Source organism: Clostridioides sp. GD02367, from assembly GCF_045900275.1.
GTDB classification, from domain to species: domain Bacteria; phylum Bacillota; class Clostridia; order Peptostreptococcales; family Peptostreptococcaceae; genus Clostridioides; species Clostridioides difficile_A.
In genome coordinates this window covers 84551-109317 of the sequence record NZ_JBJODK010000009.1, presented here as the reverse complement: position 1 = coordinate 109317, position 24767 = coordinate 84551, and the positions used below count along the sequence as shown (strand labels likewise).

At 30.7% G+C, this 24767-nt stretch carries 19 protein-coding genes; 5 read left to right on the top strand and 14 right to left on the bottom strand.

Translation table 11 applies throughout. From position 1 onward, the window contains the following. Window positions 1-6 precede the first annotated feature (6 nt). Entirely contained in the window at window positions 7-864 is an 858-nt protein-coding gene (locus Q3223_RS13265) for a MerR family transcriptional regulator (protein ID WP_054272013.1), read from the top strand. 146 nt (window positions 865-1010) lie between these two features. Here the strand turns inward: Q3223_RS13265 and Q3223_RS13260 are convergent, their stop codons facing one another. The 4 genes from Q3223_RS13260 to Q3223_RS13245 form a co-directional block, all read right to left on the bottom strand. After that, window positions 1011-3560, bottom strand: a complete 2550-nt coding sequence (locus Q3223_RS13260) for an FtsX-like permease family protein (RefSeq protein WP_054277788.1) — start codon at window positions 3558-3560, stop codon at window positions 1011-1013. After that, window positions 3557-4246, bottom strand: a complete 690-nt coding sequence (locus tag Q3223_RS13255; protein ID WP_054272015.1) for an ABC transporter ATP-binding protein — start codon at window positions 4244-4246, stop codon at window positions 3557-3559. Before Q3223_RS13255 ends, Q3223_RS13260 begins: the two co-directional genes overlap by 4 nt. An 82-nt stretch (window positions 4247-4328) precedes the next feature. Beyond that, the gene (locus Q3223_RS13250) at window positions 4329-5318 is read right to left on the bottom strand and encodes a sensor histidine kinase (protein WP_407812086.1); all 990 of its coding nucleotides are present in this window, start codon (window positions 5316-5318) and stop codon (window positions 4329-4331) included. Next, entirely contained in the window at window positions 5305-5991 is a 687-nt protein-coding gene (locus tag Q3223_RS13245) for a response regulator transcription factor (protein ID WP_407812085.1), read from the bottom strand. The genes Q3223_RS13250 and Q3223_RS13245 overlap by 14 nt, the downstream gene beginning before the upstream one ends. A gap of 360 nt (window positions 5992-6351) precedes the next feature. Here Q3223_RS13245 and Q3223_RS13240 point away from each other — a divergent pair, with 360 nt between their 5' ends. The 3 genes from Q3223_RS13240 to Q3223_RS13230 all read left to right on the top strand — a co-directional run bounded on the left by Q3223_RS13240 (window position 6352) and on the right by Q3223_RS13230 (window position 7579). Next, a complete protein-coding gene (locus tag Q3223_RS13240) occupies window positions 6352-6681 on the top strand; it encodes a PadR family transcriptional regulator (RefSeq protein WP_054272018.1) in 330 nt (109 codons plus the stop codon). Between the two features lie 4 nt (window positions 6682-6685). Then, window positions 6686-7135 carry a permease prefix domain 1-containing protein gene (locus tag Q3223_RS13235; protein ID WP_054272019.1) on the top strand — a complete coding sequence of 150 codons (450 nt, stop codon included), beginning with the start codon at window positions 6686-6688 and terminating at the stop codon, window positions 7133-7135. Window positions 7136-7201: 66 nt separating this feature from the next. After that, window positions 7202-7579 carry a DNA polymerase III subunit delta gene (locus Q3223_RS13230; RefSeq protein WP_074178771.1) on the top strand — a complete coding sequence of 126 codons (378 nt, stop codon included), beginning with the start codon at window positions 7202-7204 and terminating at the stop codon, window positions 7577-7579. Between the two features lie 57 nt (window positions 7580-7636). On the opposite strand, the gene carB (Q3223_RS13225) is transcribed toward Q3223_RS13230, so the two are convergent. The 7 genes from carB (Q3223_RS13225) to Q3223_RS13195 form a co-directional block, all read right to left on the bottom strand. Further along, window positions 7637-10843, bottom strand: a complete 3207-nt coding sequence (gene carB / locus Q3223_RS13225; RefSeq protein ID WP_407812084.1) for a carbamoyl-phosphate synthase large subunit — start codon at window positions 10841-10843, stop codon at window positions 7637-7639. A 180-nt stretch (window positions 10844-11023) separates the two neighbouring features. After that, entirely contained in the window at window positions 11024-12073 is a 1050-nt protein-coding gene (carA, locus tag Q3223_RS13220; protein ID WP_054272032.1) for a glutamine-hydrolyzing carbamoyl-phosphate synthase small subunit, read from the bottom strand. A gap of 257 nt (window positions 12074-12330) precedes the next feature. Next, window positions 12331-15537 (bottom strand): carbamoyl-phosphate synthase large subunit, encoded by a 3207-nt coding sequence (gene carB / locus Q3223_RS13215; protein WP_074178769.1) that lies wholly within the window; start codon window positions 15535-15537, stop codon window positions 12331-12333. Between the two features lie 52 nt (window positions 15538-15589). Beyond that, the gene (gene carA / locus Q3223_RS13210) at window positions 15590-16633 is read right to left on the bottom strand and encodes a glutamine-hydrolyzing carbamoyl-phosphate synthase small subunit (RefSeq protein WP_054277796.1); all 1044 of its coding nucleotides are present in this window, start codon (window positions 16631-16633) and stop codon (window positions 15590-15592) included. Between the two features lie 25 nt (window positions 16634-16658). Beyond that, a complete protein-coding gene (gene pyrF, locus Q3223_RS13205) occupies window positions 16659-17375 on the bottom strand; it encodes an orotidine-5'-phosphate decarboxylase (RefSeq protein WP_054272023.1) in 717 nt (238 codons plus the stop codon). A gap of 375 nt (window positions 17376-17750) precedes the next feature. Continuing rightward, on the bottom strand, window positions 17751-18386 hold the full coding sequence (locus Q3223_RS13200) for a DUF1847 domain-containing protein (RefSeq protein WP_054277798.1): 636 nt from the start codon (window positions 18384-18386) through the stop codon (window positions 17751-17753). 23 nt (window positions 18387-18409) lie between these two features. Beyond that, window positions 18410-19324: a nitroreductase family protein gene (locus Q3223_RS13195; RefSeq protein ID WP_054272025.1), complete on the bottom strand. Its 915-nt coding sequence runs from the start codon at window positions 19322-19324 to the stop codon at window positions 18410-18412. Window positions 19325-19692: 368 nt separating this feature from the next. Between Q3223_RS13195 and Q3223_RS13190 the strand changes: the two genes are divergently transcribed. Then, window positions 19693-20922 (top strand): aminopeptidase, encoded by a 1230-nt coding sequence (locus Q3223_RS13190; RefSeq protein WP_223153288.1) that lies wholly within the window; start codon window positions 19693-19695, stop codon window positions 20920-20922. A 204-nt stretch (window positions 20923-21126) separates the two neighbouring features. Here the strand turns inward: Q3223_RS13190 and Q3223_RS13185 are convergent, their stop codons facing one another. The 3 genes from Q3223_RS13185 to Q3223_RS13175 are packed head-to-tail and all read right to left on the bottom strand — an operon-like array spanning window position 21127 to window position 24650. After that, window positions 21127-23508: a homocysteine S-methyltransferase family protein gene (locus Q3223_RS13185; RefSeq protein ID WP_054272027.1), complete on the bottom strand. Its 2382-nt coding sequence runs from the start codon at window positions 23506-23508 to the stop codon at window positions 21127-21129. Continuing rightward, on the bottom strand, window positions 23486-24205 hold the full coding sequence (locus Q3223_RS13180) for a vitamin B12 dependent-methionine synthase activation domain-containing protein (RefSeq protein ID WP_407812083.1): 720 nt from the start codon (window positions 24203-24205) through the stop codon (window positions 23486-23488). Before Q3223_RS13180 ends, Q3223_RS13185 begins: the two co-directional genes overlap by 23 nt. Continuing rightward, window positions 24195-24650, bottom strand: a complete 456-nt coding sequence (locus Q3223_RS13175) for an S-ribosylhomocysteine lyase (protein ID WP_021386558.1) — start codon at window positions 24648-24650, stop codon at window positions 24195-24197. Before Q3223_RS13175 ends, Q3223_RS13180 begins: the two co-directional genes overlap by 11 nt. Between the last annotated feature and the right edge of the window lie 117 nt (window positions 24651-24767).

Genomic DNA, 24767 nt, shown 5'->3' with positions numbered 1-24767 from the left:
GATTGTATGAGTAAAAAGTTTTCAATAGGAGAGATGTCAAAGCTTCATAAAATAAGTATACAGACACTAAGATACTATGACCAAATAGACTTATTTAAACCTGTTCATGTTGATCAAGAAAGCAATTACAGATATTACTCAATTGACCAATTTTCACAATTAGATATTATAAAATACTTAAAATATCTAGGTATGCCTTTAAAGGAAATTAAATCAAAACTTGATGAAAATAATGAAGAAATTCTAAAACTGCTAACTAATAAAATTAATATAGTGGACGAGAAAATTAAAGAATTAGAACTTATAAAAAAAGTGCTAAGTACTAAGAAAGAAACAATGGAAAAAGGTATGAAAGTAGATGATGTTAATAAAATAGTTAGAAAACATATTCCAAGAAGAAGTATATTATCTATAGAATATGAAGAAGGGTTAAGTAGTGAAGAAACTATGGAACTTTCAAGAAGACAAATAGCGAATATATTAGAAGATAATATATCTGTATTTTATGGTGGCGTAAGTGGGCTTGTATCTATAGATAAATTTTTAAAGGAAGATAAAGTCATTTATGACAATAGCTTTGTTACAGTTGAAAGAGATTTATTTGATACAAAATCGCAAAAATATATAACAGAAATTTCAGCTGGCGATTTCATCTGTATGACCTATAAGGGACCTTACAAAGAAAATTATACTGCTTTTAAAAAATTAGTTGATTATGTTGAGTATAAAAGAATACCTATTGAAAATTATATATATGAAATACCTATAATAGACCCTTTATCTACAAACAATGAAGAAGAACTTCTAACTGAAATTCAGATACAAGTTAAAAAGAGAGAAATTGACTTAAGATGTTTAGTTTAATTGACTTTTCTCAGTAAATTTTTTAAGAAAATAGGAGGGGATGTAGCTAACGCAAATTCCCTCCTATTTTTAGTATAAATTACTATTCTTTTATTATGTGCCATCTCTTAAAATTATTTTTCTATAAAATTAACATATATCTTAAATTAAGCCATATCATCTCGCAGTGCATCGATAATATTTTCTTTTTTTATCTTATTAGTAGTATACAACATTGTAATGAATATGATAAAGAGAACGCCAAACACACTTATTCCGATACTTACCCATGGAAACATAAAGTTAATATCATCTGCTACCATTCCTTTATGAATTAACCAGGAAGAAATTACTGCTATAGGTAGCCCAAATAGAAGAGCCCTCATACCATAAAATATACACTCAAAATTCATCATTTTTTGGAAATCACGCTCAGACATTCCAATAGAACGAAGCATGGCAAGCTCTCTACGACGCAACTTGATATTCGTAGAAATTGTATTGAAAACATTAGCAACAGAAATAAGTGAAATCATAATGATGAAAGTATAGGCGAATACGTTGACAATGAAGATGTAATTACGATTATCGTCCATCATTCCATACATATTGTAGAGATTATGCTCAACTGTAACGCCCTCACTCTCAATAATCTTTTCCATTTCTGCAACTGACTGAGTTGGATTTTTTGATTGAAATCCCATACTCTTGATTCCTGTAGAAACATCAAGAGCCTCAAACTTATATTTGACTGAATAAGGAGCTAGTATTCTGAAGTTTACTTGCTTATTCTTAGAATTTCTTGCACTTGGAGGAGAATCAGGTGGCACTATTTTTACAAATGTAATGTTTACATTTTGCTTTTCAACATTATCCAAATTACCATCAGTTTCAGAGGTAAGATTAACATTCATAGAGGAGTTTGTAAAAATATCAATAGTATGGTCATCCTCAACAGCCATAGAAACAGCAAGCATCTTTGCATTTTCTCCAGTATATTCTTTTGTGTTTAAGCCAAGACCTTTGATAATATTCAGATAAGTACTGTCATCAAGAAATTGCATATCTACTGGTAAATTGACTGTTTCATTTGTTGCATGCATATTTTCATGTTGTAAGTAATTTTCTGTAAGCTTACTTCCTTTAACGATACATGAATAAGTAATCATTTCTTGATACAAACCTTCGTAAACACCATTAGCACTCTTCATCTTATCATATAGCTTTAGCATTTCACTGTCACTCATGCCTTGTGTGGAAAAGATAATGTCATGGTCAGTAACCTCTGATTTCTGGCTTGACATCTGTTTTAAATCTCCTACTAAAGCACTAGTCGATATAAATAACACTATACTGAGAGCTAATGATAAAACTATACTGCGATAGCGTTTCTTATTTCTTTTAAAATTTTTCAGAGCGAGAGTTCCCTCCAAACCATAAATGCGTTGTGAAAGATTTGATGTCTTCACAGCTTTAGATTCGACTTTTACTTCATTAGTCTGGCGTATACACTCCATCACTGGTGTATTAGCTGCCTTTCTGGCCGGAATATAAGCTGAGATTAAGATAGTAACCATACTAACCACTACTGCAACAATAATTGCGAGAATAGATAAAGTCAAGGTCAGAGGGACGTTAGTATATAGAACATTTGCAAAGTTTTTGGAAATAACAGAAATCACAAGCTTAATACTGAGTATTCCAACTGCGACACCAATTGGTATCCCAACAGTACCAATACAAAATCCCTCAAACAACACTGAATTCCGTAACTGCTTTGCTGTAGCTCCAACAGATGAAAGGATTCCAAACTGTTGTGTTCGTTCATTCAACGACATATTAAACGAATTATAGATTAGAAAAATCGAGCCAATCATTATGATAGCAAGCACAATCCCACCAACCGAATATAAAAACACATTGAATAGCTTGTTGTCAGAAGCTCCCATGAAACGTAACACGTTATCATTGAAAACATAAGCACGTTCTCCAGTGCTACTTACATAAGAATGAGCTTTACGAGGATTTTTCAATGTGGCAAACAAGCTAAAACTATCCCCTTTGAATTGTGCATCAGCTTTAGTTATCAAGGTATATCCTGGTGCAGAAGATTCCTCAAAGATAGGCTTTCGACATATACCAACAACTTTATATGTCCTCTTATCTTGTGATACAAGAGTTTCCCCTCCAGCAGTGTATAAATCACCTTGACCAAGCCTCTCATTTACATCATTTATACGTCTACCTATATCTAATGAAACAGTGTCGCCTACTGCGAATTTGACACCACCATCTGTTGCAACTTTACTGGAAACAAGAATCTCTCCACTGTTTTTAGGCAATCTTCCTGAAATCAAATCTATAGGCACAGTATCAAAGGTTTCTTTGTTGAATCCAGCTATAAAAAGATATGGCTTATCTGGATTTCTGTTGCCACTAAGTGTTGCATAGCCGATATTTTCAAATACTGTGGTATTTGTAACTTCATCATTACCTGCCTGTTTCTGGATGAAAGATGAATCAACATCTAAAAACTCAACATGCCAATCACCATACTTAGAAATAGCACCTTTTGTCAAATAGTCTATCAAAGAAACTCCAAATGTTGTAACTGCCGTAATCATGGCAGCAGATAGTACGACCCCTATAATTGTTACAAGAGTTCGTGTACGATTTTTTTTCATACCTTGCAGTGCAACTTTGTTGAAAATGTTCATGAACGATTCACCAGCCTTTCATCACGCACTACTTTTCCATCTGCAATACAGATAATTCTATCTGCCTGTAATGCAATATTTTCATCATGTGTGACAATTATAAGGGTCTGATGATATTTATTATGGCTTTCTTTCAATAGCTGGATAATATCCTGTCCATTTTTACTGTCTAAGCTACCAGTAGGTTCATCAGCAAGCATAACTGCTGGTGCATTCATTAAAGCACGACCGATTGCTACACGTTGTTGCTGACCTCCAGAAAGTTGATTTGGCAAATGCATTCTTCGCTCTTTTAAGCCAAGTAACTCCAACAGGTCATTTAGTCGTTCCTTGTTAACCCTACGCTTATCCATAAGTATAGGCAAAGTAATATTTTCCACTACATTTAGTGTTGGTATCAGATTGTGAAACTGATAAATCAATCCAACTTGACGTCTACGAAAAATAGCAAGTTTTTCATTACTTTGGCCATATACATCTTGCCCATCTAGGTATATCTTTCCACTTGTTGGCACATCTACACCTGCAATGGCATGTAGCAATGTAGATTTACCAGACCCAGAGGAGCCTATAATAGCAGTAAATTCTCCTTTTTGGATAGTAAGTGAAATATTGTCAAGTGCAGTAACCTGATTTTCACCTTTTCCATATACCTTGCATAAATTTTCAATTTTTAAAAACTCCATTATGTGAGTCTCCTTTCTTATGGTTTACCCATATAATAGAACTTTCAGCTTACATCTCTGTGACTTTAAGATGAGAGATTAGTCACTTTGGAAAACGTATAGTAAATATCGCGCCACCCTCTGGATGATTTTTCGCGTTAATTGTTCCTCCTTGACGTGTTATAATCATCTTGCATAGAAACAATCCAATCCCATACCCTGCCATGTTTGTGTTTTTCCCACGATAAAACCTGTCAAAAATAAATGGCAAATCTTCTTTTCCAATTCCCATCCCGCTATCATGAATGGTAATCTCAGTAAACAGTGTGTTATCCTCACAAACAATCTCAATCTTACCACTATCTCCTACCTTTTCTATGCAGTTTTTGAGGATGTTTTGAATTGCTTCCGAAAGCCAACTTGAATCACCATTAATAATAATCCTTTTAGGAATATCTATTTGTAAATCGATATTATGTAGCTCCATTGAAATCATAAATGGTCTAAGAGAAGCATATATCAAGTCATTTATGTCTATCTGTTCACTTTGAAACTCCACAATGCCAGCATCCAATCGAGATAATTTTAATAGAGAGGTAAGTAACCAATCCACCTGCAAGAGCAGTTCCTCTGTCTCTCGTATTAGACCTTTCCGTTCATCTTCATCAGTATTAGTCTCTAATAATGACATAATAAGAGTTACTGATGTAAGAGGAGTTCGAAGCTGGTGCGCTATATCAGCTAAAGAATCAGCAAGATGTCTTTTTTCTCTTTTTAGTGCTTCATTTTGTTCCCGAATACGCAATGTCATTTTAGTTATCTCACTTTGAAGAATAGAAAGTTCTCCCTCATCTATTTCAGCAATATACATATGGTCAGTATTATGAAGCACAATATCAATTTGTTCTGAAATATGTGCAATACTTTTGTATCTGGCCCTAGTAAATATAAGAAATAATGTACCAAAAGTAGTGTCAGATACAATTACAAGGATTCCAGCCATCATATTGATTGCAAATCCTAGAGTTACAGTGACAACAGTTATTAATAAGAACAAAATAGCAAACCTACGAAACTCTCTATTCCGAAACATGTCCTCCCCCTAATCTATACCCTGTTCCACGAACAGTCAAAATTATCTGTGGACTTGAAGGGTCATCCTCTATCTTCTCCCTCAGGCGTTTAATGTACACAGTCAATGTATTGTCATTTACAAACTCACCTGCTGCATCCCACAATTCATCAAGCAATTTACCCCTCGTAATAATACTTTTGGTATTACTAATAAATACCAGCAACAATCGATATTCTAGAGCTGAAAGAAAAACTTCATTACCATTTTTTTTCACGACACCACTTGCTGTATCAATATAAAGACCACAGATTTCAAAAGTTGCCCCAAAACGCTCACTTTTTCTCAGTGCTGTTTTAATTCGTGCAATCAATTCACGTGGACGAAAAGGTTTAGTGATATAGTCATCCGCACCCATGTTCAGCCCAGTAACAACACTCGATTCATCACCAGAAGCTGTCAGAAAGATAACTGGGATGTCTTGTGTTTCTTTAATTTCTGTACAAACTGTAAATCCATTTCCATCAGGCAAGGAAATATCAATCAGTGCCAAGTCAAATTTATTGCTAGCAATCTCATCAAGTGCTTCACTTCTTGTGGAAGCATGGATTACTGTAAATCCTTCTGCATTTAGCAAAAGAATAAGGTTCTTAGCAATTGCCTTGTCATCCTCAACCAAAAATATCCTCTTCATTTATTTTCATCCCCCTTTATTTTACTGATTTTATACTCTCTATCTGTAGCTTTCCAAATTTTATCAATCTATTTTGTTGTTATATAATAATAAATAACCCTTTATTGATTTATTATATTTCTTTTATCATAAAGATACAAGTTGGGTCATAAAACACGATATAAGTACAATAATTTTCGCATAATTAGTCTATAATCATACACCCTAGTCTCTATAATGAAAAAGTATATTCTTTCTATTATTCCTAAAATTAGTGTGTCTTTTATAATTTATACTTGAAAAATTAAATTGAAAGTCTTATTATATAATTATATATACCTCATAATATAAGGTATATGATAAAACAAAGTAGGTGAATTTATGGACTTGAACAAAGAAGTACTTAAAGGTCATATTGATACTTTAATATTATCAATACTAAACAAAGGTGATTCATATGGATATGAAATAGCAAAAGTGGTTAGAGACGAAACAAGCTTTGAATTAAAGGAAAGTACTCTCTATGTATCTCTTAAAAGATTAGAATCCAAAGGTCTAATAAAATCATATTGGGGAAACGACCAAGGTCTTGGAAGTAGAAGAAAATATTATAATATAACTGATTATGGAAAAGAAAATTTAGAAGTAAAAATTCAAGAGTGGAACTTTATACAAAATGTTATGAACAAATTTCTAAAGAGAGGTGAATAGATTTATGAAAATAATAGAAGAGTATTTAGGAACACTATATAAAAATGATACTAGCAAAGAAATTCAAGACTTAAAAGAAGAATTAAGAGAACATCTAATGGATTCTACAAACGAGTTTATTGAGAATGGATATGATATAAATGAGGCACAAAATAAGGCAATAGAAAGATTTGATGGCAGTAACGAAGTATCAGTAGAATTACGTTCAATATTTAAACAAAAAATAGAACCTAAAAAGGTTTTATTACGAAAATCATCAAATTTAAGAATTGTATTTTTGAACTTATTTGGATGGCTTCTTGCTGCTACTGCACTTACAATCAATAGAAGTTTTGGTCATGTAGCTCCACCATGGTTGATTATAGCTTTAATAATATCAATAATTGTATTAATAATGCTAAGTATTTTAATTAAGAAATTAAAAAAAGAGATAAAAAAGGATTACAAAATGTAGCTAAATAACTGTATTTTAAATTCTTACTTATTCCTATAAATAAAGATTATGAAGGGGGCTTTTTATATGGATAAAAAAATGCTATTGGAAAAATTTCTTGATACTCCAGGAGTTTCATATATCAATGAAAAAGTAAATCTATTTAAAGATACTAAATGGATTTCATTTGGCACTTATATAATGACTGTTGATAGTTTTTGCTATAGAGAAGATTCAAAACACTATAATCCAATAATGGGTACATTTGATTACGAATCAGAGATTTTTATAGTTAATGCTTCATACAAAAATGATATATATTCTATCAAGAGTAAAAAACTTTATAAAAATGTATCTAAGGGAGATAAGATAGTTGTTACAATTAAATATTCTTATGATAAATATGAAAATCTTATACATGAAGAAATTCATGATTATCATCTTTATCCTCTATTTATTGATTAAAATAAAAGGCGAAAGCCTCTATGGCTAACGCCTTTAAAATATTTTAATAAACTTACTCTACTCAGCTATATTATAAACTTTTAACTTGTCTTTATTTAGGTGCTTCTTCTTAACTTCTACTAAAGCTTTTAATGTATCTAAAGATGTCATTATCTCAGTAGAGAACTCAATCGCTGTTCTTCTCATTTTAAATCCATCTCTTGTAGAATCATTTCCTTTAGTTGGTGTATTTATTACTATATCAACTTGTTTATTTCTTATAGCATCTAATATGTTTGGTCTAGGCTCTTCAATTCTATTTACTGTATCAGCCTCTATTCCATTTTCTCTTAAGCTTTTAGCTGTTCCTTCTGTAGCGACAAAAGTGTATCCTAACTCTTTCATATCTTTTGCTATCTCTATAAACTCATCTTTATCAAGATTATTAACAGTAGCAAGTACTACTCCTCTTTCATCAGACATATGTCTACCTGCTGCTAAAAATCCTTTGTATAAAGCTTCTTCTAAGTTTTCTCCTACACCTAGAACCTCTCCTGTAGACTTCATCTCAGGTCCTAGACTTACTTCAACTTTAGATAATTTAGACATTGAGAATACTGGCACTTTTACTGATACTAATTTTGGCTCTTTGTAAACTCCTGTACCGTATCCTAAATCTTTTAATTTGGCCCCTAACATACATTTAGTTGCTAAGTCAACTATTGGTACTCCACTAACTTTACTTATATATGGAACTGTTCTACTAGCTCTAGGATTAACCTCAATTATATATAACTCATTTTGGAATTCTATAAATTGTATATTAACCATACCAAGTACGTTAAGCTCTAAAGCCATTTTCTTAGTATATTCTACTATCTTTTCTTTTATTTTATCAGATATATTTTGACTTGGATACATTGTTGTACTGTCTCCAGAGTGAACTCCAGCTCTTTCTAAATGCTCCATTATACCAGGTATTAATATATCTTCTTTATCACATATCGCATCTACTTCTATTTCTCTACCAGTTAGATATTTATCTATTAGTACTGGATTTTTGTGGTCTCTATCAAACGCATCATCCAAATACTGAATTAATTTTTCTTCATTATAAGTTATTTCCATACCTTGACCACCAAGTACATAAGATGGTCTAACTAATACTGGATAACCTAACTCCTTAGCAATCCCAACACCCTCGTTAGTTGTCCATACACCTTTTCCTTTTGGTCTATTTATGTCTAGTTTTTCTAATAAATCATCAAACTTCTCTCTATCCTCTGCTGCATCTATATCTCTAAAATCTGTTCCTAATATAGGTATATTTTTCTCATGTAAGAACTTAGCTAATTTTATAGCTGTTTGCCCACCAAACTGTAATATCACACCTTCTGGTTTTTCTTTTTCAATTATATTTAAAACTTCTTCTTCTGTTAATGGTTCAAAATATAACTTGTCTGAGGTATCAAAATCTGTACTTACTGTCTCTGGGTTATTATTTACAATTATAGTCTCAATACCCATTTTTCTTAAAGATTTTACACAGTGAACTGAACAATAGTCAAACTCTATACCTTGGCCTATTCTTATTGGCCCAGAGCCCAACACTATTACCTTTCTCTTATCACTAACAACTACTTCATCATATTGCTCATAAGTTGAATAATAGTAAGGTGATAAAGCTTCAAATTCTCCCCCACATGTATCAACCATTTTATAAACTGGCTGTATATTATATAGACTTCTCAACTCGTATAATTTTTCTGGACTTATTTTCATTAAGTCAGATATACCTTTATCAGAGAATCCTTTTTTCTTTAATTCGTGTAAATACTCTTTGTCTAAGTTTTCTATTTTTAGAACTTTTAATTTTTCTTCTTGCTCTACTATCCATTTAAATTTATTTATAAACCACTTATCAACACCAGTTATTTCTGAAATCATTTCTACTTTATAGCCTCTTCTTATCATTTCAGCTAAGTCAAATAGTCTCTCATCATCAGGTACTACTACTCTAGCCTTTAATTCTTCTAATGTTCTACCTTCTGATGGAGCATGAACTAATGAATATTTTCCTGTCTCAAGCGATCTTATTCCTTTAAGAATAGCTGCTTCAAAGTTACTTCCTATACTCATTATTTCACCAGTTGCCATCATCTTAGTTCCCAATTTTCTATTGGCATGTCTAAATTTATCAAATGGCCACTTTGGTATTTTTACTACTACATAATCTAATGTTGGCTCAAAGCAAGCATATGTTTTTTTAGTTACTGCATTTTCTATCTCATCTAAAGTGTATCCTAGAGCTATCTTAGCTGCTACTTTTGCGATTGGATAGCCTGTAGCTTTTGATGCTAAAGCTGATGACCTACTAACTCTTGGATTTATTTCTATTATCGCATATTCTAAACTATGTGGATTTAAAGCTATTTGAACATTGCAACCACCTTGAACTTCTATTGCATTTATTATATCTATTGATGCTTTTCTAAGTAGTTGATACTCCTCATCACTTAAAGTTTGACTTGGAGCAACAACTATACTATCTCCTGTATGAACTCCAACTGGGTCTACATTTTCCATATTACATACAGTTATACAGTTACCATTTCCATCTCTCATTACTTCATATTCTATTTCTTTCCAACCTTTTATACTCTTTTCAAGAAGAACTTGACCTACTGGACTTAATTGTAATCCATGTGTAAGAGTTTCTCTTAATTCTTCCTCAGTATCGGCTATACCTCCACCAGTTCCACCTAATGTATATGCTGGTCTTACAACTACTGGATAGCCTATTTTATCAGCAAATTCAAGCCCTGCTTCTAAATTTGTAACTATATCACTAACTATTACTGGCTGATTTATTTCTTTCATTACCTCTCTAAATAAGTCTCTGTCTTCGCCCTTTTTTATAGAGTTTATAGATGTTCCTATAACTTTTACATTGTATTTTTCTAATATCCCAGCATCATGTAGTTCTACAGCTAAGTTAAGCCCTGTTTGACCTCCCATACCTGCAAGTAAACTATCTGGTCTTTCTTTTTCTATTATTTTTTCTATAAATTCTATTGTTAATGGTTCTATATATATTTTATCTGCAATCTCTTTATCAGTCATTATAGTAGCTGGATTACTATTAACTAATACGACTTCTATTCCCTCTTCTTTTAATGCTTGGCACGCCTGTGTTCCTGAATAGTCAAATTCTGCCGCTTGACCTATTATTATTGGCCCTGACCCTAATACTAAAGTTTTCTTTATACTATCTAATTTAGGCATAACTCTTTCTCCTTATCTAAACAATTTTCACGGTTCTTATCTTTATCATCTATATAATCAATTTTAATTACTTTATTTCATCTTAAATTTAGATTTCCTTATTATACATATCTATGTTAATTAAACCAATGATTTTTTGATTTAAATTATTCTTATTTTTTAATTATATCTTAGTACTATTTATTTTACTAACTCTAAAAACTTGTCGAAAATATAATCATTATCTTTTGGTCCTGGGCAAGCTTCAGGATGGTACTGAACACTGTATACATCTAGACTCTCATGTCTCATTCCTTCAACAGTATTATCATTTAAATTTATATGTGTCATTTTCATTTGTTCAGGAACTTCTGAAACATAATATCCATGATTTTGAGAAGTTATAAATACTTTTCCCTCTTCTAAATCTTTAACTGGGTGATTACCACCTCTATGTCCAAATTTAAGTTTAGCAGTCTTTCCTCCAAGAGCTAAAGCTAAAAGTTGATGTCCTAGGCATATTCCAACTATAGGTTTTTTACCAATAAGAGCTTTTATATTTGCTATAACATCTTCTAGGTCTTCTGGATCTCCAGGTCCATTTGACAAGAATATTAAGTCAGGATTTATACTTAATACATCTTCTGGAGATGTTGTGGCTGGAAATATTGTTATATCACATCCACGAGCTGCAAATGATCTTAATATGTTTCTCTTAACTCCAAAATCCATAACAGCCACTTTTGGGCCATTTCCTTTTATATGCTCTACTTCTTTTCTTGTAACTGTTCTAACTGCTTCTGTATTTGAAAACTTATCCAATTTATGTTTAACATCTTCTAACTTACTGTCTTCTAATGTAATTATCCCTTTCATTGTTCCATTATTTCTAAGTATCTTAGTCAAAGCTCTTGTATCTATTCCCTCAAGCCCAATAACTTTATTTTGCTTTAGATATTGGTCTATATCAATTTCACATCTAAAATTACTTGGAGAATCACTTTTCTCTCTTACTATAAATCCCTTTACTTGTACTTTTTCAGATTCTGCTGATGATAAATTTATACCATAATTCCCTACAAGAGGATAAGTCATAGTAACTATTTGACCATAGTAAGAAGGGTCTGTTAGAACTTCACCATATCCTATCATAGAAGTGTTAAATACTACTTCTCCTACACTTTCTTCTAAATATCCAAATGCCTTTCCTATAAAAATTGTGCCATCTTCTAATATTAACCTTGCTTTCATATTACAGTACCTCCTATAATTCTCTTTAGGTAAACTAAAGAACATTAACTAAATATAAGCTTTTAAATATCTATATATATTTTTCACTTTTACATTCTAGTTTTATACTTATTTACACTTATTTTTTATCTTTTTCTATTATACTACAAATTTCTTAAAAAAAAGAAGTTATCTCAAAAGTAAAAACTCATAGAAAAAATAACTTCTTATTTTTAATTTAATAATTAAATTCTTAAACTATAAAATCAAATTAATGTCTATTCAGCTATATTGTAAACTTTTAACTTATCTTTGTTTAGATGTTTCTTCTTAACTTCTACTAAAGCTTTTAATGTATCTAAAGATGTCATTATCTCAGTAGAGAACTCAATCGCTGTTCTTCTTATCTTAAATCCATCTCTTGTAGAATCATTTCCTTTAGTTGGTGTATTTATTACTATATCAACTTGTTTATTTCTTATAGCATCTAATATATTTGGTCTAGATTCTTCTACTCTATTTACTGTATCAGCCTCTATTCCATTTTCTCTTAGACTCTTAGCTGTTCCTTCTGTAGCGACAAAAGTGTATCCTAACTCTTTCATATCTTTTGCTATCTCTATAAACTCATCTTTATCAAGATTATTAACAGTAGCAAGTACTACTCCTCTTTCATCAGACATATGTCTACCTGCTGCTAAAAATCCTTTGTATAAAGCTTCTTCTAAGTTTTCTCCTACACCTAGAACCTCTCCTGTAGACTTCATCTCAGGTCCTAGACTTACTTCAACTTTAGATAATTTAGACATTGAGAATACTGGCACTTTTACTGATACTAATTTTGGCTCTTTGTAAACTCCTGTACCATATCCTAAATCTTTTAATTTTGCTCCTAACATACATTTAGTTGCTAAGTCAACTATTGGTACTCCACTAACTTTACTTATATATGGAACTGTTCTACTAGCTCTAGGATTAACCTCAATTATATATAATTCATTTTGGAATTCTATAAATTGTATATTAACCATACCAATTACATTAAGTTCTAAAGCTATTTTTTTAGTGTATTCTACTATCTTTTCTTTTATTTCATCAGATATATTTTGACTTGGATACATTGTTGTACTGTCTCCAGAGTGAACTCCAGCTCTTTCTAAATGCTCCATTATACCAGGTATTAATATATCTTCTCTATCACATATCGCATCTACTTCTATTTCTCTACCAGTTAGATATTTATCTATAAGTACTGGGTTTTTGTGGTCTCTATCAAATGCATCCTGTAAGTATTGAGATAATTTTTCTTCATTATAAGTTATTTCCATGCCTTGACCACCAAGTACATAAGATGGTCTAACTAATACTGGATAACCCAATTCATTAGCAATTTCAATACCTTCACTAAGTGACCATACGCCTTTTCCTTTTGGTCTATTTATATCTAGTTTTTCTAATAAGTCATCAAACTTCTCTCTATCTTCTGCTGCATCTATATCATCAAAATCAGTACCTAATATAGGTATATTTTTTTCGTGTAAGAACTTAGCTAATTTTATAGCTGTTTGCCCACCAAACTGTAATATTACACCTTCTGGCTTTTCCTTTTCGATTATACTTAGAACTTCTTCTTCTGTTAATGGTTCAAAATACAACTTGTCTGATGTATCAAAATCTGTACTTACTGTCTCAGGATTATTGTTTATAATTATAGTTTCTATGTCCATTTTTCTTAAAGATTTTACACAGTGAACTGAACAATAGTCAAACTCTATACCTTGGCCTATTCTTATTGGCCCAGAACCCAACACTATTACCTTTTTCTTATCACTAACAACTACCTCATCATATTGTTCATAAGTTGAATAATAGTAAGGAGATATAGCATCTATCTCACCTGCACAAGTATCAACCATCTTATATGCTGGTTTTATATTATATAGACTTCTCAATTCATATAATTTTTCTGGACTTATTTTCATTAAGTCAGATATACCTTTATCAGAAAATCCTTTTTTCTTTAATTCAAGAAGATAATCTTTAGTTAAATCTTCAATTTTCATAACTTTTAATTTTTCTTCTTGCTCTACTATCCATTTAAATTTATTTATAAACCATTTGTCTATACCTGTAATTTGCTCTATCATTTCTACTTTATAGCCTCTTCTTATCATTTCAGCTAAGTCAAATAGTCTCTCATCATCAGGTACTACAACTCTTTTCTTTAGTTCCTCAATACTTCTTTCTTCAGATGGTGTGTGAACCAATGAATATTTTCCTGTTTCAAGTGATCTTATTCCTTTAAGAATAGCCGCTTCAAAGTTACTTCCTATACTCATTATTTCACCAGTTGCCATCATCTTAGTTCCTAATTTTCTATTTGCTTTTTTAAATTTATCAAATGGCCATTTTGGTATTTTTGCTACTACATAATCTATAGTTGGCTCAAAACAAGCATAAGTTTTTTTAGTTACTGCATTTTCTATCTCATCTAAAGTGTATCCTAGAGCTATTTTTGATGAAACTTTAGCTATTGGATACCCTGTAGCTTTTGATGCTAAAGCTGATGATCTACTAACTCTTGGATTTATCTCTATAACTGCATATTCAAAACTATGTGGATTAAGTGCAAATTGAACATTACATCCACCTTGAACTTCTACTGCATTTAATATATCTAAAGATGCTTTTTTAAGCATCGCACATTCTTTATTGCTTAGAGTTTGAGTTGGGGCAACAACTATACTATCTCCTGTATGAACTCCAACTGGGTCTATATTCTCCATATTACATACAACAATACAGTTACCTTTTGAATCTCTTATTACTTCATATTCTATTTCTTTCCAACCTTTTATACTCTTTTCAAGAAGAACTTGACCTACTGGACTTAATTGTAATCCATGTGAAAGTATTTCTCTTAATTCTTCTTCATTATCGGCTATACCTCCACCAGTTCCACCTAATGTATACGCTGGTCTTACAACTACTGGATAACCTATTGTAAGTGCATAGTCAAGACCTGCTTGTAAATCCGTAACTATATCACTAACTATTACTGGCTGATTTATTTCTTTCATTACATCTCTAAATATATCTCTATCTTCACCTTTTTTAATAGATTCTACTGAAGTTCCTATTATCTTTACTCCATATTTATCTAGTATCCCTTTTTCATAAAGCTCAACTGCTAAGTTTAGCCCTGTTTGCCCACCCATACCTGCAAGTAAACTATCTGGTCTTTCTTTTTCTATTATTTTTTCTATAAATTCTATTGTTAATGGTTCTATATATATTTTATCTGCCACTTCTTTATCAGTCATTATCGTAGCTGGATTACTGTTTATTAATACAACTTCAATTCCCTCTTCTTTTAAAGATTGGCAAGCTTGTGTCCCTGAATAGTCAAATTCCGCTGCTTGACCTATTATTATTGGTCCTGACCCTAATACTAAAGTTTTCTTTATACTATCTAATTTAGGCATAAATTTTTCTCCTTATCTAAATGGTTTTTACTATCTGTAAATAATACTAAATCTATATTAATGCTAAGAATTTGTTAAATATACAATCTAAATCTTCTATTGTTGTGTATTCTGGAATGTACTGAACACTATATATTGGTAATTCTTTATGTTTCATTCCTTCTATAGTATTGTCATTTAAATTTATATGAGTTATCTCTGTATTTTCTGGCATTTCTGAAACATTATATCCATGATTTTGAGAAGTTATAAACACTTTTCCAGTTTCTAAACATTTAACTGGATGATTTCCTCCTCTATGTCCAAATGTAAGCTTTGAAGTTTTTCCTCCTAATGCCAAGGCTAAAATTTGATGTCCTAAACCGATTCCTGTCAGTGGCTTTTTACCTACTAAATTTTTTATATTTTCAACTATATCATTTACATCTTCTGGATTCCCTGGTCCATTAGATAATAATATTAAGTCAGGATTTATATTTAAAATTTCTTCTGATGTAGTCATCGCTGGTACTATAGTTATATCACAGTTACAAGCTTTAAGAGACTCTAGTATACTATTTTTAACACCAAAATCTATAACTACAACTTTTGCACCAGTCCCTTTAATATTTTCAATTTCTTTTCTTGTAACATTTTTTACTGAATCCTTGTTACAATGCTCTGCTAACTTAGATTCAACATCTTGTAATGATGCATTTTCTAAAGTTATGATACCTCTCTTTGTTCCATTATTTCTAATAATTTTAGTTAATGCTCTTGTATCTATCCCTTCAAGCCCTATTACCTTATTTTGCTTTAGGTATGTGTCTATATCCATCTCACATCTAAAATTATTTGGGTTATCACTTTTTTCTCTTACAATAAATCCTTTTACTTGTACTTTATTTGATTCTACATCTTCTAGATTTATCCCATAGTTACCTATAAGTGGATAAGTCATAGTAACTATTTGTCCATAATAAGTTGCATCTGTTAATAGCTCTCCATATCCAGCCATTGAAGTGTTAAATACAACTTCTCCAACAGTTTCTTTTAGATATCCAAATGCTTTTCCTTCAAATACTGTTCCATCTTCTAAAATTAATTTCCCCTTCATATAAGCTACCTCCCAAATATTTTATCTAAGCATTTTCTATTTCTTTTACAATATTAATCGCTGATTCTCTTGGATTTTCTGCTTTTGTTATAGGTCTTCCAACAACTAAATAATGAGCTCCTCTTTTTATTGCATCTAATGGAGTTACAACTCTTTTTTGGTCTCCAACCTCTGCTGATTTAGGTCTTATGCCTGGACAAACTGTTATAAAATCAGTTCCACATGCTTCTACTATCTTATCTACTTCTTGTGCTGAACAAACAACCCCATCTATTCCTGATTCTTTTGCCAGTTTAGCTCTCTTTATAGCTAACTCTTCTGTTGTCATATTGCATCCTATATCTTGTAAGTCTTGATTGCTTAATGAAGTTAGAACTGTTACTCCAACTACTAAAGGCTTTTCTATATTTAATCTTTCTGCTTCTTCTTTAGCAACTAGTGCACATTGTCTCATTCCTTCCATATCTGATACATGTATTGTCATTAACCAAACATTATCTCTTACTGCAGCTCTTACTGCACTTTTCATAGTATTTGGAATATCATGGAATTTAAGGTCTAAAAATATTTTTTTCCCTTTTTCTTTAAGATAATCTATTGTTTTTCCTTTTGTAGCAACATATTGTTCTAATCCTACTTTAAATATATCTACACTATCCTCTAATTTGTCTATTAATTCTTTAGCTTTATCAAATTCGTCAGTATCAATTGCAACTATTAATTTTTCTTTACCATTTATCATTTTTACATCTCCTTTTTAATAAAGCCTAAATCTTCATAAAAAAATCCTCACACCAAAAGAGGCACAAGGATTTTATCTATACATAACTCAATTCTTAGCTATGAGATATCTTTCCCAGTCTCTCTGGACTAGTTTAAAAGACTTTATTATATTTAAATTTTTATTTTATACTCATCAAAAACCTCTAGAAGATTTACTAGAGGTTATATATTAACACTATCTATAACCCTTTAGTCTCTCTGGACTAATTTAAGGAATTTAGCTGTAATATTTTTCTTTATTAATATAACTTTATGTATCTCTAAGATAATTTAAAGTTTTATCTTTTTTTATAATTAAACCACTAATTGCTTTTTATGTCAATAAGTCTTTGAATTATTCTTCATCTTTATCAAACAATTTTTTTTCAAAATATGACTCTGCATTATATATCGCAGCAGCTGGATTATGCCCAGTTACTCTATCTTTGACAATTAGAGTTGTTATAGGAGCTTCCATATATTTCATGGCTAATGTATCATGTCCAACACATAATCCAAGAATTACATTAAGGTCAACTTTAGCTTCATTTAAAAACAAAGCCTGTCCTATTGGATTACACATTATTTCATCTGCACACTTTGATATTGTTTGAGATGCTTCTAAGCCAACTGTGCTCTTAGATATTGCTCCATTTTTACATATAACCGAAAATACTTCAAATCCATGGTGTTCAAATATTTTTTGTACTGTTTGCATTTCTCTTTTTAATCCAATACAAAATGCTATACCTATTTTTTTATAATCACATTTCTTAGCAAACTCTATTATCTCTTTTAGTCTAGTATATTGACAATACCCTTCTGACTCAACTAATCCAGCATTATAAGCTATTTTTCTATTTTCCTCTTCCTCATAAAGTTGTTTTGCTTTTTGTTGTAGCTCAACTTCTCTAGTAGGACATATCTTCATTAGCTTATCCATATTTCCATCAGAACAACCCCTAAGATTACACTTTCCACACTTGTACATATCCAATATCCCCTTCCAAAATTTTATTCTTCTTGTGATTCTTCTTTCTCTGGACTTACACTTTCTTCTGGTATCTCTTCTTCTGGTTTCACATGCTCAACTACAGTTATAAAATATGATTTTCCTATTTTATTTCTTATTGGAAGTTTTTCATATGAAACATCTATTTTATTTTTTATACATGCTATGTCAAAATGTCTTAATCCTACGCCTAAGCTAACTTTATTCATATCTTCACAATGTTTCTTAGGTTTTTTTTCAAATAAATGAAGACCTCGTTCATCCTTATGGAAATACCACGGTTGAGAATTCTTTACAGATGGAGCTCTTCTTGTAAATTCTAATACTTCTTTCCACTTTTTATTTCTGTTTATTTTATTTATCATATCTTTTACTGGTTTTCTATCAGGTCTAGCATATCTTGTTCTAAATAAATCCTCATTTCTCGCTGGATATCCAAAAGCTATTATTATATAAGGATACTCTATTTCTTCTTCCTTATCTTCTTCTGTTTTTATTCCAGCTAAATAATCTAAATCGTCTTCTTCATCTTCTTCAGAGTTTTTATTTCCTATATCTACAAATTCCAAAATATCTTCTCTCTTTAAGTTTCCCTCCAGCCAACAGGTAGCTACACCCAATGTTGTAAGACGTAAAACTACACCTTCTGTAGCAAAACCTATATTTTGTAGATAATCTTCTCCTTTATTTGATGTGATTACTATATAATGAGGTGCTTTTACTTTACATTCCTTACCCATTAAGAAATGTATTATATGACCTCTATCAACAACATGCGCTTTAATATTTAAATCTTCATTTAAATATTCTAAATTTTTACAACTTCTCTTTATTTCTTCCATTAATGGCTTTTTTATCTTATTACTGGAAAAATTTCTTACAGATTTTCTATAAAAAATGGCTTCATAAAGCTCCATTTATGCCCTCCTAACTGAAATCTTCTGTTCATAATATATAAACTACTATATTTAAACATATATAAGCTTTGCCAGAAAATTTTTTATTTCATTATTTATATTTATCTCATTATTATATTATAAGTTTTTTTCAGTATTCTTGTATAGCTTTTCACTAAAAAAGTATTTTTATTTCTACTTTAATACTAATATCAACAAAAAATATTCTTCCAATTAAGTTTGTGCTTCTAAACAATCTGTTTTAATTAAAATAGATATTTTTTATTTCTTAGTTTATAGAGTATAAATATTTTAAATATGACCCAAAATCTAAGTAATGTTATAATACTTTATAGGTTATTCAATATTAAAAATATAGGAGGATAAACATGGATTTAAATAGAAATTTAGAGAAATATGCTGAATTGGCAATCAAGGTCGGGATTAACATACAGCCAGGTCAAACTTTACTTATAAAATCACCAATAGAATGTGCTGATTTTGCAAGAAATGCACTTAAAGAAGCATATAAATGTGGTGCTAAAAATGTATATATAGAATGGTCTGATGAAGAAAGTGCTCTTATTAAGTATTTATATGCTCCAGATGAAGCATTTCATGAGTTCCCAAAATGGACAGCAGAACAATATGTAGATATAGCAAAAGAAGGTGGAGCATTTTTATCAGTATATGCTCAAAATCCTGACTTACTAAAAGATGTTGACCCTGAAAGAGTGGCAAATTTTCAAAAAGCATCTGGTAAGGCTTTAAAAGAATGGCGTTCTTATACTCTAACTGATAAATGTAAATGGAGCATAGTTTCTGTGCCAACAAAAGCATGGGCAAAAAAAGTATTTCCAAATTTATCAGAAGAAAAAGCAATAGAAGAATTATGGGATGCTATATTTAAGTGTTCAAGAGTAGATGGTCAGGACCCTATAAAAGCATGGGAGGAACATAATAAAAATCTTAAGTCTAAAATGGATTTCTTAAATAAAAATAATTTTAAAACTTTAAAATATAAATCTTCAAAAACTGATTTGACTTTAGATTTGCCAAAAGGTCATATTTGGTTAAGTGGAGCATCTAAAGACCCTAATGGAATAAGCTTTAATCCTAACATCCCAACAGAAGAAATCTTTGGAATGCCACATAAGTTTAAAGTGAATGGAACTGTTTATAGTACTAAACCTCTTGTTTATGGTGGAAATATAATTGATAATTTCTTCTTAACTTTTAAAGATGGAAAAATAATAGATTTTTCTGCTGAAAAAGGACTTGAAACTTTAAAGAAACTTATTGAAACAGATGAAGGTTCTCAATATTTAGGAGAAGTTGCTCTTGTTCCATACAACTCACCAATATCCAATACAGATATAATTTTTTATAATACTCTATATGATGAGAATGCTTCTTGCCATTTTGCAATTGGTTCTGCTTACAGAACTTGTCTAGATGGTGGAAACAATTTAAAAGATGAAGAATTGGATGAATATGGTGTAAATGATAGCTTAACACATGTAGACTTTATGATTGGGTCTGATGATATGGATATTATAGGAGAAACTTATGATGGAAAGCAAATACAAATTTTTAAAAATGGCAACTGGGCTTTTTAATCTATGCTTTAACTAAAAAGGGCTGATGGAAGTTATACCAGACTTCCCAGCCCTTTTTAATGTTGATGATAAATATTTTTTTATATTAATTAATCTCATTTTTATAGATTAATTCCTATTGTTTCAAACATAAGTATCTAAAACTTATATCTATATTATATATAAAATATCCTATTTAGTAAAACCTTTATTTTAATTTACATGCTAAAAATTTAACTTTGCTATTTCAACAGCAGATTTTGCATCCTTTGAATAATAGTCAGCACCCATTTCTTCTGCATATTCTTCTGTCAAAACTGCACCTCCTACAAATACTTTCGCATTTATATCATTATCTCTTAATGCTTGAATCGTATCTTTCATGCTTTGGACAGTTGTAGTCATAAGTGCACTTAATCCTACTAATTTTATATTTCTTTTTTTGGCTACTTCTACTACTTCTTCAATTGGAACATCTTTACCTAAATCTATAACTTCATATCCATAATTTTCTAGCATTATTTTTACTATATTTTTTCCAATATCATGGATATCGCCTTTTACTGTGGCAACTATTATTTTTCCTTTAGATACATTATCACTACTTTTAATTAGTAAAGTTTCCTTTATTGTATTTAATGAAGCTTTAACTGTCTCTGCTGATTGAATCAATTGCGGTAAGAATATATCTCCACTATCATATCTCTTTCCTACTTTATCAAGGGCAGGAATTAAAATCTCATCTAATATATAATTTTCATCCTTTTCCTTCAAAAGATTCAGTGTTACATTTTTTGCTTCGTCTTTTAATCCTCTTTCAACTAAAACATCTAGAGACAAATCTTTGTCCGTTTTCGTAGAAGAGTCTGATTTTTTTGAATTATTTATATTGCTATATTGATTTATATATTTGATACACCCTTTATCTGTATTATTTAAGATTCTAAAAGAGTTAATAGCCTCCATCATACTATATTCATTTGGATTTATAATTGCTAAATCAAGACCTGCTCCTAAAGCTAATGTTAGAAAAGAAGCATTAAGTGCTTTTCTATTTGGAAGTCCGAATGAAATATTTGAAACACCTAAAATAGTTTTTACTCCCAATGTCTTTACCATTGTTATAGCCTTTATCGTCTCTATTGCTTCCTCTTGTTGTGCTGACACAGTTAATGATAAACAATCTATAAATATATCTTTTGGCTTTATTCCATAAGAAACTGCTCTATCTACTATTCTTTTTGCTATTTCAAATCTTTCTTCAGCTTTTTTAGGTATACCTTTTTCATCAAGAGTAAGTCCAACTACACATGAACCATACTTTTTGACTATTGGTAATATACTTTCTAAAGACTCCTCTTTGCCATTTACAGAGTTTACTATTGTTCTACCATTATAATATCTAAGCCCTTGTTCTAATGCCTCTACATTGGAAGAATCGACTTGTAAAGGTGTATCTACTACTGCCTGTATTTCTCTTATTAATTTTGGCATTAATTTTTTCTCATCTACCTCTGGTAAACCAACATTTACTCCTAATATTTGTGCCCCAGCATTTACTTGTTCTAGTCCTAAGTTTATTGCATAATCTAAATTTTCATTTTTCAATGCTTCTTGAAGAGATTTTCTTCCTGTAGGATTCAATCTTTCTCCAACAACTATAGGTGATTCTACTTCTACAAATTTTGATGGTGAACAAACTACACATTTGTCAATTTTCTCTATATTTCCCTTTACAACAGAATTTATATTATCAGATATTTCTTTTATAAAACTTGGATTTGTACCACAGCATCCACCTATTATAGTAGCACCAACCTCAACGAATTTCTTAACACCTTCAAAAAACTCTTTTGCATCAACATCATATATAGCCTCTCCATCAACTATATTTGGTAAACCAGCATTTGCTTGAACCATCACAGGTATTGTAGCTCTTGATACTATTTTTTTTACTATTGGTAAAAGTTGTTTCGGTCCTAATGAACAGTTTACTCCTATTGCATCAACACCCAATCCTTCTATAGTAGCCACCATACTCTCTGGCATACATCCAGTAAAACTTCTTCCTCCTTCATCAAATGTCATAGTACAGAAAACAGGTAAATCAGAATTTTCCTTTGCAGCTAATACAGCTGCTTTAGCTTCATATAAATCCATCATAGTCTCTATTACTATCACATCAACACCAGATTTTGCGCCCTGTAATACTTGTCTTTTAAATATTTCATATGCTCTATCAAAACTTAAAGTCCCCATAGGCTCTAACATCTCTCCTATAGGCCCAATATCTAATGCTACATATCTAGGTTTAGTTTTATCTACATTTTCTATAGCTTTCCTAGCCACTAAAACAGCATTATCAATCACTTCTTCTACTGTATAGTTACTATCTAATTTTAGCTCATTACATCCAAAAGTATTTGTAAGAATTACGTTTGAACCTGCCTCTAAATATGAGGTATGTATTTCTATAAGTTTGTCTGGATTTTGAATACCAAACACTTCTGGGTTTTCACCTAACTTTAAACCTTTTTGTTGAAGCATTGTTCCCATTGCACCATCAAATATTAGTATATTATTCTTAAGATATTGTCTTATTTCCACAAGAATTCTCTCCTTTTCTATATGTACAGTTTCTATAGTTTTTACAATTTTCACACGATTTTTCTTTTTTAGATTCATCTATTTTTATATTAGAAATACCTATGATAGCCACTACTGACTTTCTAGGTATCATAATCCCATTGGAAGTAATTGTTAAACCTATTTGTTTTTGAGCATTTAACACATTTAATATATCTATATTTTTTTCTATTGGTAAATCTCCATATCCTGGACTATATCGCATAGTTATAAATTTATTTTGTTCTAAAAAAACCTTTTCTACACTATCTTGAATGATATCACATACTTCTTCTATTGCTGTTGTTCCACATGAATCTATTATTAGTCCTTTTGTTAAATCTGAATAAGAATGTCTTTTTATTTCTTTTTCTATCTCTAATCCTAATGTAGCTGCCATAATTACACATTCATTACATTCTTTTAAAAGTTCATATATATCTTTACTTTCTAATGTTAAATTTGTCCCCTCTAACTCTACAACATTATCTTTATTTATTTTAATAGGATAAATCCTAGATAAATATCTAGGATTTATTTTATTTTTAGTTATATCTACACATTCATCAATAGTATCTTTAAGGTCTTTATCTATCTCTTGACCTCTGTATTGTAAGTATCTTAAAACTTCACTTTGATTTATGTTTATATTTCCTTTTTCAATTAAATTATTCTCCATATATGTTTAAAGAAAATCCTTTGTCCAAAACATCTTTTGCGTATTCTTTTGCTCCAAATAAAGATAAATCTCTGTAGTTCCCACATTCTATTGCTGTAGCTGCCGGCATTTCATCTGATTCAACCACTTTTTTTAATGCTTCTTCTAAACCAACCTTAACTGTATTGGCATCTACATCTCCCCATAGTATTAAATAAAATCCTGTTCTACATCCCATTGGAGATAAGTCTATTACTCCCTCTAATGTATCTCTTAAATAAGTTGCTAACAGATGCTCTAAACCATGCATAGCAGCAGTTCCAAAACTCTCTACATTTGGTTGTAAAAATCTTAGGTCAAATTTACTTACCTTATCTCCCTTTACTCCATCAAGTACGCTACATTTTCTTACAAAAGGAGCTTTTACTTTTGTATGGTCTAACTTAAAACTTTCCACTTTTTCCATTATTTAATCCTCCATTATCTTTTAAATTCATTACATTAATTCTAAAAAAAACTCCCCCTATCCATTATTGATAAGAAGAGTATATTATTTCAAATCGTCTCATCGTCGTTAGCAGGA

What these genes read in the sequence shown, in the direction of transcription:
- Q3223_RS13240 (WP_054272018.1), top strand. Translation starts at nt 6,352, where the DNA reads ATGGACTTGAACAAAGAAGTACTTAAAGGTCATATTGATACTTTAATA.
- Q3223_RS13235 (WP_054272019.1), top strand. Translation starts at nt 6,686, where the DNA reads ATGAAAATAATAGAAGAGTATTTAGGAACACTATATAAAAATGATACT.
- Q3223_RS13190 (WP_223153288.1), top strand. Translation starts at nt 19,693, where the DNA reads ATGGATTTAAATAGAAATTTAGAGAAATATGCTGAATTGGCAATCAAG.
- Q3223_RS13265 (WP_054272013.1), top strand. Translation starts at nt 7, where the DNA reads ATGAGTAAAAAGTTTTCAATAGGAGAGATGTCAAAGCTTCATAAAATA.
- Q3223_RS13250 (WP_407812086.1), bottom strand. Translation starts at nt 5,318, where the DNA reads ATGTTTCGGAATAGAGAGTTTCGTAGGTTTGCTATTTTGTTCTTATTA.
- carA (WP_054277796.1), bottom strand. Translation starts at nt 16,633, where the DNA reads ATGAAGGGGAAATTAATTTTAGAAGATGGAACAGTATTTGAAGGAAAA.
- carA (WP_054272032.1), bottom strand. Translation starts at nt 12,073, where the DNA reads ATGAAAGCAAGGTTAATATTAGAAGATGGCACAATTTTTATAGGAAAG.
- Q3223_RS13245 (WP_407812085.1), bottom strand. Translation starts at nt 5,991, where the DNA reads ATGAAGAGGATATTTTTGGTTGAGGATGACAAGGCAATTGCTAAGAAC.
- carB (WP_407812084.1), bottom strand. Translation starts at nt 10,843, where the DNA reads ATGCCTAAATTAGATAGTATAAAGAAAACTTTAGTATTAGGGTCAGGG.
- Q3223_RS13180 (WP_407812083.1), bottom strand. Translation starts at nt 24,205, where the DNA reads ATGGAGAATAATTTAATTGAAAAAGGAAATATAAACATAAATCAAAGT.
- carB (WP_074178769.1), bottom strand. Translation starts at nt 15,537, where the DNA reads ATGCCTAAATTAGATAGTATAAAGAAAACTTTAGTATTAGGGTCAGGA.
- Q3223_RS13175 (WP_021386558.1), bottom strand. Translation starts at nt 24,650, where the DNA reads ATGGAAAAAGTGGAAAGTTTTAAGTTAGACCATACAAAAGTAAAAGCT.
- Q3223_RS13230 (WP_074178771.1), top strand. Translation starts at nt 7,202, where the DNA reads ATGGATAAAAAAATGCTATTGGAAAAATTTCTTGATACTCCAGGAGTT.
- Q3223_RS13200 (WP_054277798.1), bottom strand. Translation starts at nt 18,386, where the DNA reads ATGTACAAGTGTGGAAAGTGTAATCTTAGGGGTTGTTCTGATGGAAAT.
- Q3223_RS13195 (WP_054272025.1), bottom strand. Translation starts at nt 19,324, where the DNA reads ATGGAGCTTTATGAAGCCATTTTTTATAGAAAATCTGTAAGAAATTTT.
- pyrF (WP_054272023.1), bottom strand. Translation starts at nt 17,375, where the DNA reads ATGATAAATGGTAAAGAAAAATTAATAGTTGCAATTGATACTGACGAA.
- Q3223_RS13260 (WP_054277788.1), bottom strand. Translation starts at nt 3,560, where the DNA reads ATGAACATTTTCAACAAAGTTGCACTGCAAGGTATGAAAAAAAATCGT.
- Q3223_RS13255 (WP_054272015.1), bottom strand. Translation starts at nt 4,246, where the DNA reads ATGGAGTTTTTAAAAATTGAAAATTTATGCAAGGTATATGGAAAAGGT.